The following is a 12,765-nucleotide window of genomic DNA, read 5'->3' as shown; positions in this document are numbered from 1 at the left end:
AATGTCGGAAAGCCGTGTGAGGGAGAACCTCATGCACGGTTTGATGAGGGGAAAGAGGGCAAAGCCCTCTAACCTACTCTACGCAATTTGTTTAGACAGGTACTTCATTTGTGACCTCAATACAAGCGTTAATATAATCGCGGAAAAGAAGCAAAGAAAAAGTTAAAAAAAGTGGTTGACTTTTTAGAAAGTCCATTGTATACTAATAAACGTGCTAAGGAACACGAAGCACATAAGAAATGCAGGAGTGGCGGAATTGGCAGACGCGCAGGCTTCAGGTGCCTGTGGTCGTTAAGACCGTGTGGGTTCAAGTCCCATCTCCTGCATCTTTTTTGTTTTACAGAGCTTATCTGTTTGCCGGATAACTGGAATTTACGCTTTTGGACGATTACAAATTTATATTTGATTCTAAGACTAATAAATGCTATACTTCAAGATAGCATTTATTTTTTTCATAATAATTAAATTAGGAATCTTTTTGGAGTGGAGGAGAAACAAATGAAGAAATCTGTGGAAGAATATGTAAGAAGTATCCCTGATTTCCCGGAACCGGGGATTATTTTCCGTGATATTACAAGTGTACTGCAGGATGCAGAAGGTCTGCATATGGCGATTGACGAGATGCAGGCGCTGATTGATGCAGATAAGGTAGATGTGATCGCAGGTACAGAATCCAGAGGATTCATTTTTGGAGCTCCGATTGCTTACAATTTACACAAGCCATTTGTTTTAATTCGAAAAAAAGGTAAACTTCCTTGTGAGACCGTTTCACGTTCCTATGATCTGGAATATGGTACAGCTGAGATCGAGATGCATAAGGATGCTATTAAGCCAGGACAGAGAGTAGTGGTCATTGATGACCTTTTAGCTACTGGCGGAACTCTGGAAGCATGCAACAAGCTGATTGAAGAACTGGGCGGAGTTGTAGCGAAGAACGTATTCCTGATTGAACTGGCCGGTTTAAAGGGAAGAGAAAAGTTAAAGGATTATGAAGTAGCATCCGTAATCCGTTATGACGGAAAGTAAAAGTTCCGGAACAGAAATCCAGATTTAGACGGTGATTAGATGAATAACACAGAGAACACAACAAAACTTGAAGAAATCAAAAAAGTGGAAGCCAGTGTGAAAAAGATGGAAGATTTCACAGATCCGGAGGAACTGCATCAGGAGCTGCTGGCAGGAATTCGGAAGTACCATCCGTCTGCAGATTTGTCTTTGATTGAGAAAGCCTATCAGGTAGCGGCAGAAGCACATAAGGATCAGAAAAGAAAGTCCGGTGAGCCTTATATCATTCATCCGTTATGTGTAGGCATCATTCTTGCAGATCTGGAGATGGATAAAGAGACCATTGCAGCGGGACTGCTTCATGATGTAGTAGAAGATACCGTCATGACCTATGACGAGATTAAAGAAGAGTTCGGAGAAGAAGTGGCACAGCTGGTAGATGGTGTTACCAAGCTGGGACAGCTGAGCTATTCAGCAGATAAAGTAGAAGTTCAGGCTGAGAATTTACGAAAAATGTTTCTGGCTATGGCGAAGGATATCCGTGTCATTATTATCAAGCTGGCGGACCGCCTGCATAATATGCGTACGCTGAAGTACATGCGCCCGGAAAAACAAAAGGAAAAAGCCAGAGAGACCATGGACATTTATGCGCCGATTGCACAGCGTCTTGGTATTTCCAAAATCAAGGTAGAACTGGATGACCTTTCTCTGAAATATCTGCAGCCGGATGTCTATTATGATCTGGTGGAAAAGATTGCATTGCGTAAAACAGAGCGTGAGAAGTTTGTTCAGAGTATTGTAGATCATGTGAAAAAGCATATTGACGAGGCAGGGATCAAGGCACAGGTAGATGGAAGAGTGAAACATTTCTTCAGTATCTATAAGAAAATGGTGAATCAGGACAAGACACTGGATCAGATCTATGACCTGTTTGCAGTTCGGATTATTGTGGATACAGTAAAAGACTGTTATGCTGCCCTTGGTGTGATTCATGAAATGTATACTCCGATTCCGGGGCGTTTCAAGGATTACATTGCTATGCCAAAGCCCAATATGTATCAGTCACTTCATACAACTCTGATTGGACCAAACGGTACACCGTTTGAGATTCAGATTCGTACCTTTGAGATGCATCGAACAGCAGAATATGGTATTGCAGCTCACTGGAAGTACAAGGAGCAGTCTGATGGCAAGAAGTCAACAGGTAATCAGGAAGAAGCGAAGATGACCTGGCTGCGTCAGATTCTGGAGTGGCAGAGGGATATGTCTGATAACAGAGAGTTTATGAATCTGTTAAAAAGCGATCTGGATCTGTTCGCAGAAAATGTATATTGTTTTACACCAGCAGGAGATGTGAAGAATCTTCCGGCAGGCTCTACACCTATTGACTTTGCATATAGCGTACATTCTGCGGTTGGTAATAAGATGGTGGGAGCCAGGGTAAATGGCAAGCTGGTGAACATCGATTATGTGATCCAGAATGGAGACCGGGTGGAAGTCATTACTTCACAGAACTCCAAGGGACCAAGCCGTGACTGGCTGAAGATTGTAAAGAGTACCCAGGCAAAGAATAAGATTAATCAATGGTTTAAGCAGGAACTGAAAGAGGACAATATTGTCAAAGGACAGAGTCTGTTTGCCAGCTATTGTAAGGCCAAGGGCATTGTGCAGAGTGATTTGCTTAAGCCGGAGTTTATGCAGGCAGTAATGGCAAAATACGGATTCCGTGACTGGGATTCTGTGATGGCTGCGATCGGACATGGTGGTCTGAAAGAAGGACAGGTGGGAAACCGCCTTTTAGAGGAATACAAGAAAAAACAGAAAAAAGAGCTGACCGATGCACAGGTACTGCAGGCCGTAGAGAATACCGGCACACAGGTGCAGACAGCCGGAAAAGACAAAAACCGCAGAACACATAATAAGAGTGGAATTGTGGTAAAAGGAATTGACGATGTGGCAGTTCGTTTTGCCAAGTGCTGCAGTCCGGTACCTGGAGATGAGATCGTTGGGTTTGTCACCAGAGGCCGTGGTGTGACGATTCACCGGACAGACTGTGTGAATATGATTCACCTGCCAGGGGAGGATCGGGTAAGACTGATTGACGCAGAATGGCAGGCAGCAGGAGACATGTCCGGCAGATACCCGGCTGAGATCAAGATATTTGGAAACAATCGAACTGGACTGCTGGTAGATATTTCGAAGATATTTACAGAACGCCAGATTGATATGATAGGAGTCAATTCCAGAACCAGCAAGCAGGGAACTGCAACGATTTCTCTTTCTTTCGAAGTAGGAAGCAGAGGAGAACTGGATTCTCTGATTGCCAAACTCAGACAGGTGGAAAGTGTAATTGATATTGAGCGAACCACCGGATAAGGAGCAGCGATGGGAAAGTTAAAAATAGAACAGCGTGTCATTGGACCAGTGGCAACAAATGTTTATCTTGGAATCAACACGGAGACGAAAGAAGCATTTCTGGTAGATCCGGCAGATCGGGCAGAAGATATTGCCCTGTGGATTACACAGGCGGGAGTAACGTTAAAAGCCATTTTGTTGACCCATGGTCATTTTGATCATATTGGAGCTGTATCAGAATTGAAGAAACGTTTTCAGGTTCCGGTATATGCTATGGCAGCCGAAGTGGTGGTTATGGAGGATTCTACACTGAATCTGTCCTGCAACTGGGCATCTGCATTTACCGTGAAATGTGATCAGGAACTGAAAGACGAAGAAGTGATTTCAGTGGCAGGATTTGAGATAACTGCTTACCATACTCCTGGTCATACCAAAGGGGGAGCATGCTATTATGTAGCATCGGAACGGGTGCTGTTTGCAGGAGATACCCTTTTTTATCATTCTGTGGGAAGAACGGATCTGCCCACAGGAAGTATGGGAGAATTAAGAAGATCCGTACAGCGGCTGTTGTCCATATTGCCGGATGAGACAAGAGTACTTCCGGGACATGACTGCGACACCAGCATTGCCGATGAAAAAAGATATAATCCTTATAGTTAAAGGAAATGAATATGATTGCTGTACAGTTAAATAAAAGAGATTTTGAATACGATATCCATTCCCTGATACGGGCTTTTTATCCGGGAATGGATGTTCCTGTGTATCAGGAAGCGGAACCACATCCGGAAGGATGGGAGAAAAAACTGGTGGTGGATTATCAGCCGGATAAGATCACACTGGTGTTTCAGGACAGTGACGGACAGATATTGGCGAAGAGAGAGCAGCAGGTAGAATACGAAGCAGATCGAAAAGCTACGAAGAATGTGCTGAAAAGTATGCTGTACGAATTGCTCAGAGACTATACAGGACAGGATCTTCCGTGGGGAAATCTGACGGGCATCCGGCCGACGAAGATCCCTATGGCTCTGCTGGAACAGGGATGGAAGAATACAGAGATTGCAGATTATATGCGAAAGACGTATTACACCAGTAACGAAAAAACGGCGCTTTCCATCATGATTGCCAATCGGGAACGGCATATTTTAAAAGACATCAATTATGAAAATGGATACAGCCTGTATGTCGGCATTCCGTTTTGTCCGAGCATCTGCCTGTATTGTTCTTTTAGTTCCAGCCCACTTTCGGTATGGAAAAATAAAGTGGATACGTATTTAGATGCACTTTGTAAAGAAATCGAAGCTTGTGCCAGAATCTATCGCAACCGCAAGCTGGATACGATCTATATGGGAGGAGGAACACCAACTACCCTGGAACCATATCAGATGGATCGTCTGCTGACAAAGATAGAGGAATGCTTTGACCGCAGTTATCTGAAGGAGTTTACTGTGGAAGCGGGACGGCCGGACAGTATTACCAGAGAAAAGCTGGAAGTACTGCGCAAACATGGTATCAGCAGAATTTCCATCAATCCACAGACTATGAATCAGAGTACTCTGGATATCATCGGACGAAGACACACGGTTGAACAGACTGTGGAAGCATTTCATCTGGCCAGAGAACTTGGATTTGATAATATTAATATGGATCTGATCGTAGGGCTTCCGGGGGAGGAGTATGAACAGGTGGAACATACCATGAAAGAAGTGACCGCTCTGGATCCAGACAGTATCACAGTGCATTCTCTGGCAGTGAAACGGGCAGCCAGACTGAATATGTTCAAAGATCAATATAAAGAGATGACATTTACCAATAATCAGCAGATTATGGAGATGACCGCCAGATATGCATATCAGGCAGGACATTCCCCGTATTACCTTTACCGTCAGAAAAATATGGCAGGTAATTTTGAAAATGTGGGTTATGCGAAGCCGGACAGTGCAGGAATTTACAATATCCTGATTATGGAGGAGAAGCAGAGTATTCTGGCGCTGGGAGCCGGAGCAACGTCAAAGAAAGTTTCCGGGGAATTGATAGAACGTACGGAAAACGTAAAAGACATTAAGAATTACGTGGAACGTATAGACGAGATGATTGAGCGAAAAAGGTTATTAATGGAAACGGATTCATAATGAAAAAAGAAAAGAAGCAAACGTATCATCTGATCAACGGTGATCTCTCCAAAGAGATTTCCCATGGGATCTGTGTAAGTAATCTGGCCTATAAGGTGGGAAAAAAGCTGTTGCTGGATGAAAAAACATGTTATAATCTGGCTGTCATGGGATTGCTGCATGATGTGGGAAAGCAGGAGATGGTGCGAAACGTATTTAAACGGGGAGAAGATCGGATTCTTCGCATCGAAGAAATGCGTTATATTCGAACCCATCCGGTTCTCGGGTATGCGATACTGAAGGAACAGGGGTATCCGCAGGAACTGGTAAAATGGGTGCTGTATCATCATGAGAACTATGATGGCACAGGCTATCCATCTAATATAGCAGGCGAAGAAATCCCACTGGGAGCACGCATCCTCCGGGTGTGTGATGTATTTGCAGCTTTGACCACAGAGCGTCCTTACCGGAAGGCATATACAATTGAAAAAGCAATGGAACAGATGATGGCAGAAGTGAAGAACTTTGATATGAAAGTATTTCTGGCATTGATGGATGTGGTACATGAGAATACGGCAGAAGAACTGTGTGATCACCAGGATCTCAGGATTGATGCACCACATTGGACAGAAGAGAAAAAAACGACAGGAGGAATGTTATGAGTTTGAAAAAGAAACCGGTAACCGGTATGAAAGATATCTCTCCAAAGGAAATGGAGATCAGAAACTATGTCATGGGACTGATTAGGGAAACATATGGACAGTTTGGATTTTCTGCAATTGAGACACCATGTGTGGAACATATTGAGAATTTATCCAGCAAGCAGGGGGGCGAAAATGAAAAACTGATTTTCAAGATCCTGAAAAGAGGAGAAAAGCTGAAGCTGGAGACAGCTCAGTCTGAAGCCGATCTGGTAGATGGAGGGCTTCGTTATGACCTGACTTTGCCGTTATCCAGATATTATGCCAATAATGCCAACGACCTGCCATCTCCATTCAAGGCACTTCAGATGGGAAATGTATGGCGCGCCGACAGACCACAGCGAGGCAGATATCGTCAGTTCATGCAGTGTGATATTGATATTCTGGGCGAGCCTACTATTCTGGCAGAGATTGAACTGATCCTGGCGACATCTACATTGGTAGGAAAGCTGGATTTTGAAAATTTCACGATTCGTATCAATGACAGAAGAATTCTGAAGGCTATGGCAGCTTACAGCGGATTTGAAGCAGACAGCTATGATACCGTATTCATTATTCTGGACAAGATGGATAAGATTGGTCTGGAAGGTGTAGAAGAAGAACTGACAAAAGAAGGATTCCCGGAAGAAGCGGTAACAAAGTATCTGGAGATGTTCCAGAAGGTAACACCGGATCTGGAGGGAGTCAAATATCTGAAAGAAGCGTTGCAGGGAGTGTTGGATGAAAAGACTGCAGATGATCTGGCGCTCATTATTGAAAGCGTGGAGACAGTTCGTACCGCGAACTTTAAGATTGTCTTTGATCCGACACTGGTACGAGGTATGTCTTACTATACGGGCCCGATCTTTGAAATCAGTATTGATGGATTCTCTGGTTCTGTAGGCGGCGGTGGACGTTATGATGAGATGATCGGACGATTTACCGGTAATCAGACACCGGCATGTGGATTCTCTATTGGATTTGAACGAATTGTCATGCTGCTTCTGGAGAAGAACTATCAGGTCCCGAATAAGGCGGGAAAAGTCGCTTTCTTAATTGAAAAGAATATGCCAAAAGATAAGCTGCTGGATGTATTCCGTCAGGCAGAAGAAAAACGCAAAGATGGTACGACAGTGAGTATGAATATGATGAAAAAGAATAAAAAGTTCCAGAAAGACCAGCTGGCTGCAGAAGGTTATACTGAGATTTTGGAATTTTTTGCGAAATAAAACAGATGCTTTAAAGGAGAAAGATTATGGCAGAATCAATGAAGGGATTGCATAGATCCCACAGATGTACAGAAGTGACCAAAGAGATGATCGACAGTGAAGTAACCCTGATGGGATGGGTACAGAAAAGCCGTAACAAGGGTGGAATTGTATTCGTAGATTTACGTGACCGTTCCGGTATCATGCAGCTGATTTTTGAGACCGGCTGTGAGAACGGAATTGATGAAGAAGGATTTGAAAAAGCTGGAAAGCTGAGAAGTGAATTCGTAATCGCTGTGACAGGTATTGTAGAAGCCCGTTCCGGTGCTGTGAATCCAAATCTGAAGACAGGCGAGATTGAAGTCAGAGCAAAGAGCCTTCGCGTATTATCTGAATCAGAGACACCGCCATTCCCGATTGAAGAGGACAGCAAGACCAGAGAAGAACTGCGTCTGAAATATCGTTATCTCGACCTGAGAAGACCGGATCTGCAGAGAAATCTGATGATGCGTTCCCAGGTTACGACACTGGTTCGTGCATTTATGGCGAAAGAAGGATTCCTGGAGATCGAGACACCGACACTTTGCAAAAGCACACCAGAAGGAGCAAGAGATTATCTGGTACCAAGCCGTGTACATCCAGGTTGTTTCTATGCGCTGCCACAGTCTCCTCAGCTGTATAAGCAGCTGCTGATGTGTTCCGGATATGACCGTTATATCCAGATCGCAAGATGTTATCGTGATGAAGACCTGCGTGCTGACCGTCAGCCGGAGTTCACACAGATTGATATGGAGCTTTCCTTCGTGGATGTGGATGATGTTATTGATGTAAATGAAAGACTGCTGGCTTATCTGTTCAAAGAAGTTCTGGATGTGGATGTACAGCTTCCAATTCAGAGAATGACCTGGACGGAAGCAATGAACCGTTTCGGTTCTGACAAACCGGATCTTCGTTTTGGTATGGAACTGACTGATATTTCAGAAGTAGTAAAAGATACCGAATTTGCAGTATTTAAGAATGCACTGGAGGCAGGCGGTACGGTGCGTGGTATCAATGCCAAAGGACAGGGCGGTATGCCTCGTAAGAAGATCGATAAGCTGGTAGAGTTTGTAAAAGGATATGGAGCAAAAGGGCTGGCTTATGTAGCGATTCAGGAAGATGGCACAGTAAAATCTTCTTTTGCAAAATTCATGACAGAAGAACAGATGCAGGCTCTGATCCAGGCTATGGACGGACAGAACGGAGACCTGCTTCTCATCGCAGCAGACAAGACCAAGCTGGTATGGGATGTGCTGGGAGCACTTCGTCTGGAGATGGCAAATCAGATGGGACTGCTGGATAAGAATGAGTTCCGTTTTGTATGGATTACAGAATTCCCACTTCTTGAGTGGTCAGATGAGGAAAACAGATTCACAGCCATGCATCATCCATTCACCATGCCGATGGAAGAAGATCTGCAGTATATTGACAGCGATCCTGGACGTGTACGTGCAAAGGCATATGATATCGTATTAAATGGAAATGAAATCGGTGGAGGAAGTGTTCGAATCCATCAGAATGATATTCAGGAGAAGATGTTTGAAGCCCTTGGATTTACCAAAGAAAGAGCGCACGAACAGTTCGGATTCCTGCTTGATGCATTCAAATATGGAGTACCACCTCACGCAGGACTGGCTTATGGACTGGACCGTCTGGTTATGCTGATGGCAAAACAGGACAGCATTCGTGATGTCATTGCATTCCCGAAAGTAAAAGATGCATCCTGTCTGATGACAGAAGCACCGGAGCGTGTGGAAGAGAAACAGTTGCAGGAACTGGGCATCGAAGTAGCAGAAGCAGAGGAAGAATAGATAAAAATAAGAAATACCGCAGTCTGCCGGAAAATAGAACCGGTGGATTGCGGTATATTTTGTTTTATAAACAGGATCAGTCAGATTTCACTGCTTCATTTAAAGAGGACAGTGATTCATCCAGATTACCGAGAAGGGCATCAGTAAAAGATTCGTCTAATACCGGATCCCAGGTATGCCCGTCATTGTAGAGAAGAATGGTAACAGGAGTAACGGTACTGCTTACATTATTCTCCAGTGCATCCATCAGAATCTGACCGGTTTTCTCATTAAAGTCATCCTCGCTGTCACGAATAGACTCGGTGGAGGTGCCATAATCTCTGAGGGGACCAAGGCTGCTTTCTATCACAGCATTCAGATCAAGACTGGTAATATTCACAGTGGCCTGGGCTGTATCACCATCCTGCAGAGTGTCTGTGATCTCGTAGTCAAAGAACTGGGCAATCTGCTGGAACAGAAGCTGGTCTATGGTATCTGCCTGGCTGGTGCCAACAGCAAATATATCAGAAATGTTCAGATAATTCTGCCAGTCCTGCGCAGTAAAGTTACAAAATGGCGTCAGAGTCAGATCCAGAATATCTTCCGGTGCCAGAAGATAAGGGTCTGAAAGATACTCAACAAGACCACCGGCAAGCTCGTTTTCCAGCTGTGCATTGGCTTCAATCTTCCAACTGTTGTCTTGTCCAGTCAGATGAAAGGTCGCAGTGGTAGTAGCCATTGGATAATCGTGCTCATCCAGACACTCTTTCATCAGAGAAAACGAGGAAACCGAGGTATCCTGATCAGCAGAAGAACCATAGTTTAAGGAATTCTGGTATATCGCCTGACAAAGATCCGTTGCCAGTGCTTTTGCATCCAGGTTGGTAATGCTGACAGTAACCGTGGCTGCAGTACCGTCCTGGGACTGGGAAGAGGAATCAATATGATATTTGAAATTTTTAAAAAACAGCTTAATTGCATCAGTGGCATCCGGTTCGGAACCGACTGCCTGACCGGCAGCAGACTGAACGTCTTCATAAGACACAAAAGATGTGATGGTGTTCTCATCCAGCTTCTGGATGGCATCCAACTCCCGGCGTACTGCCTTTTCTGGTCCCGCATAGCCACATCCTGTGTAAAGGCATGCAGAACATACCAGCAAAATAAGGCTGCATGAGTGTCGCTTCATACGTATCTCCTTAATATGACAAAGATAAAAAATAATATGTCACAATTCAATTATAATATAGGAAAAAAGGAAAAATGTCAAACTATATGGAAAATTATGTAAAAATCTTAAGATTTATGCATGAATTCTGTGAAGAAATTGTGAAAACCAAAACTTTCTAGTGCATTTGAAAATGGAGTATGATACTATACAGAAGTAAAAGTTTGCGAAATTGCGAAATAAACAGAGGTTGAAAATATGAAGAAAAAAGCAGGCATTGCAGTTGCTGTGGTGGTAGTGGCAGCAGGTGCGGGTGTTGGAATATGGCATTATTGTGGAGCAGAGAAAGGAAGCGGAAGTACATCCAATGCGGTTTTTGTAGATTCTGTTGGAACGATAACTGGTCTTACCGGATCTGGTGGATTGTTCAGCAAATATTCCGGTGTGGTGGAGCCACAGAAGACAGAAAAGATTCAGCTGACAAGCGGATTGACAGTGAAAAAGAACTATGTGTCTGTGGGGGACGAAGTGCAGGTGGGGACAAAGCTGTTCTCCTACGATACCGATGATGCTCAGGATAAGATCACGCAGCTGGAGATTGATATTGAGAATTATGAGATTTCGATTAAATCTTCAGAATCTCAGGTAGCACAGCTGGAGAAGGAGCGTAACAAAGTATCCGATGATGAGAAGCTGTCCTATACGACGCAGATCATGACAACGCAGAACAATATCAAGCGTTATCAGTATGAAATGAAGAGTAAGCAGGCAGAGATGGAGAATCTGAAGAAGCAGATTGCCAATGCAGATGTGACCAGTCCGATTCAGGGTATTATTAAGAGCATCTCTTCGAATACCGGAGAGGATGACAGCTCAGATACTTCTTCCAGCATGAATTCAGATAATGAGGATTCTTCTGCATACATGACGATTATGGCAACAGGGGAATATCGCATTAAGGGAAAAATCAATGAGCAGAATATGTCGGAGATATCCGAAGGTATGGATATGATCGTATATTCCCGTGTGGATGAAAGCCAGACATGGAAGGGAACACTGACAACCATTGACAAAGAAAGTAATTCATCCAATTCGAATTCTTCTTATAGTTTTGGTGATTCAGGTGACAGTTCGATGACTTCTTCCAGCACCTACCCATTTTATGTAGAACTGGATTCTTCTGATGGGCTGATGCTGGGACAGCATGTCTATCTGATGGCAGACAATGGCCAGGCAGATGGAGAAGAGGAAGATGGCCTGTGGCTGGAAGATTATTATTTCATCACTGATGAAGACGGAGCAGTTACCAATTATGTCTGGGCAGCAGATGCCAATGACAAGCTGGAAAAACGGGAAGTGTCCTTAGGGGATTTTAATGATGAGACCTTTAAGTATCAGATCCTGGATGGACTGACTGTAGATGATTATATTGCATTCCCGAGCGATGAGTGTGTGGAAGGCGCGGCAGTGACCAGAAATGCAGAAGATCTGTATGATGATACAGATGTTATGGATGATGGGGATGACGGCTTTACCGATCTGGAAGATTACGAAGATGGAGAGGATGCCGGCCTTACGGATCTGGGAGATTACGAGGACGGAAATGATGCCGGTCTTACCGATATGGGAGACGCTTATGAGGATGCCGGTTCAGGCGAAGAAGTTTATGAATAGACAGACAGGCAGGAAAAGGAACAGATAAATGGAACAACCACTGGTTTTAAAATTGGATCATATTGATAAAGATTATGTGACTGGAAAGATTGTAGTGCCGGCACTGCGAGATGTGACGCTCCATGTAGAGCAGGGAGAATACGTTGCCATCATGGGACCGTCCGGTTCAGGTAAATCCACTCTGATGAATATTATTGGATGCCTGGATGAACCAACCAGAGGATCCTTTGAATTAAACGGAAAAAATGTACTGGGGCTGAATGACAATGAGATTGCAGATGAAAGACTAAACAACATTGGATTCGTATTCCAGACATTTCAGCTGCTTCCGAAGCAGACTGCTCTGGAAAATGTATGCCTGCCACTGGTATATGCCAAAGTAGGCAAAAAGGAAAGAAGAGAGCGGGCTGCCAGGGCACTGGAACGGGTAGGCCTGGCAGAACGAATGGATTTCCTGCCAACCCAGCTGTCCGGAGGACAGAAACAGAGGGTGGCTATTGCGAGAGCCATGGTGAATAATCCGAAGATTTTGCTGGCGGACGAACCGACCGGTGCGTTGGATTCCAAGTCCAGCGTGCAGGTACTGGAATTATTCCAGAAGCTGAATGAAGAAGGGGTAACGGTAATCATGATTACCCATGATGCCAAAGTGGCAAAGCATGCGAAGAGAACAGTATACATTTTCGATGGACAGCTGGGCGACAGAGACCTGAATCAGGATGAGTAAGACAGAGAATC

10 protein-coding genes and 1 tRNA gene are annotated in these 12,765 nt (G+C 44.2%); 10 read left to right on the top strand and 1 reads right to left on the bottom strand.

Translation table 11 applies throughout. The annotated features are described in order from the left end of the window. Positions 1-241: 241 nt before the first annotated feature. From OCV47_RS07660 to aspS, 8 genes are all read left to right on the top strand, one after another. Positions 242-326 (top strand) — tRNA-Leu (locus OCV47_RS07660). A 172-nt stretch (positions 327-498) separates the two neighbouring features. Continuing rightward, positions 499-1,026 carry an adenine phosphoribosyltransferase gene (locus OCV47_RS07655; protein WP_117448112.1) on the top strand — a complete coding sequence of 176 codons (528 nt, stop codon included), beginning with the start codon at positions 499-501 and terminating at the stop codon, positions 1,024-1,026. A 39-nt stretch (positions 1,027-1,065) separates the two neighbouring features. Continuing rightward, positions 1,066-3,381 (top strand): RelA/SpoT family protein, encoded by a 2,316-nt coding sequence (locus OCV47_RS07650; protein WP_117448113.1) that lies wholly within the window; start codon positions 1,066-1,068, stop codon positions 3,379-3,381. A gap of 9 nt (positions 3,382-3,390) precedes the next feature. Next, positions 3,391-4,020, top strand: a complete 630-nt coding sequence (locus OCV47_RS07645; protein ID WP_117448114.1) for an MBL fold metallo-hydrolase — start codon at positions 3,391-3,393, stop codon at positions 4,018-4,020. A gap of 11 nt (positions 4,021-4,031) precedes the next feature. Further along, on the top strand, positions 4,032-5,489 hold the full coding sequence (gene hemZ, locus OCV47_RS07640; protein WP_262654566.1) for a coproporphyrinogen dehydrogenase HemZ: 1,458 nt from the start codon (positions 4,032-4,034) through the stop codon (positions 5,487-5,489). After that, on the top strand, positions 5,489-6,130 hold the full coding sequence (locus OCV47_RS07635) for an HD-GYP domain-containing protein (RefSeq protein WP_117448116.1): 642 nt from the start codon (positions 5,489-5,491) through the stop codon (positions 6,128-6,130). Before hemZ ends, OCV47_RS07635 begins: the two co-directional genes overlap by 1 nt. Then, complete coding sequence (hisS, locus tag OCV47_RS07630; RefSeq protein ID WP_262654565.1) at positions 6,127-7,377, top strand: histidine--tRNA ligase; 1,251 nt, start codon at positions 6,127-6,129, stop codon at positions 7,375-7,377. Before OCV47_RS07635 ends, hisS begins: the two co-directional genes overlap by 4 nt. A 26-nt stretch (positions 7,378-7,403) precedes the next feature. Beyond that, positions 7,404-9,206: an aspartate--tRNA ligase gene (aspS, locus tag OCV47_RS07625; protein ID WP_262654564.1), complete on the top strand. Its 1,803-nt coding sequence runs from the start codon at positions 7,404-7,406 to the stop codon at positions 9,204-9,206. A gap of 76 nt (positions 9,207-9,282) precedes the next feature. On the opposite strand, the gene OCV47_RS07620 is transcribed toward aspS, so the two are convergent. Next, positions 9,283-10,374: a hypothetical protein gene (locus tag OCV47_RS07620; RefSeq protein WP_117448119.1), complete on the bottom strand. Its 1,092-nt coding sequence runs from the start codon at positions 10,372-10,374 to the stop codon at positions 9,283-9,285. A gap of 237 nt (positions 10,375-10,611) precedes the next feature. Here OCV47_RS07620 and OCV47_RS07615 point away from each other — a divergent pair, with 237 nt between their 5' ends. Both OCV47_RS07615 and OCV47_RS07610 read left to right on the top strand, forming a co-directional pair. After that, positions 10,612-12,027 (top strand): efflux RND transporter periplasmic adaptor subunit, encoded by a 1,416-nt coding sequence (locus OCV47_RS07615; RefSeq protein ID WP_262654563.1) that lies wholly within the window; start codon positions 10,612-10,614, stop codon positions 12,025-12,027. Between the two features lie 40 nt (positions 12,028-12,067). Next, entirely contained in the window at positions 12,068-12,754 is a 687-nt protein-coding gene (locus tag OCV47_RS07610) for an ABC transporter ATP-binding protein (RefSeq protein WP_256300760.1), read from the top strand. Positions 12,755-12,765 lie beyond the last annotated feature (11 nt).

The sequence above is a fragment of the Muricoprocola aceti genome (assembly GCF_025567005.1).
Lineage (GTDB): Bacteria > Bacillota > Clostridia > Lachnospirales > Lachnospiraceae > Marvinbryantia > Marvinbryantia aceti.
The sequence above is the reverse complement of the archived record's forward strand: the minus strand, read 5'-3'. Positions and strand labels throughout refer to the sequence as shown.

What these genes read in the sequence shown, in the direction of transcription:
- OCV47_RS07655 (WP_117448112.1), top strand. Translation starts at nt 499, where the DNA reads ATGAAGAAATCTGTGGAAGAATATGTAAGAAGTATCCCTGATTTCCCG.
- OCV47_RS07650 (WP_117448113.1), top strand. Translation starts at nt 1,066, where the DNA reads ATGAATAACACAGAGAACACAACAAAACTTGAAGAAATCAAAAAAGTG.
- OCV47_RS07645 (WP_117448114.1), top strand. Translation starts at nt 3,391, where the DNA reads ATGGGAAAGTTAAAAATAGAACAGCGTGTCATTGGACCAGTGGCAACA.
- hemZ (WP_262654566.1), top strand. Translation starts at nt 4,032, where the DNA reads ATGATTGCTGTACAGTTAAATAAAAGAGATTTTGAATACGATATCCAT.
- OCV47_RS07635 (WP_117448116.1), top strand. Translation starts at nt 5,489, where the DNA reads ATGAAAAAAGAAAAGAAGCAAACGTATCATCTGATCAACGGTGATCTC.
- hisS (WP_262654565.1), top strand. Translation starts at nt 6,127, where the DNA reads ATGAGTTTGAAAAAGAAACCGGTAACCGGTATGAAAGATATCTCTCCA.
- aspS (WP_262654564.1), top strand. Translation starts at nt 7,404, where the DNA reads ATGGCAGAATCAATGAAGGGATTGCATAGATCCCACAGATGTACAGAA.
- OCV47_RS07620 (WP_117448119.1), bottom strand. Translation starts at nt 10,374, where the DNA reads ATGAAGCGACACTCATGCAGCCTTATTTTGCTGGTATGTTCTGCATGC.
- OCV47_RS07615 (WP_262654563.1), top strand. Translation starts at nt 10,612, where the DNA reads ATGAAGAAAAAAGCAGGCATTGCAGTTGCTGTGGTGGTAGTGGCAGCA.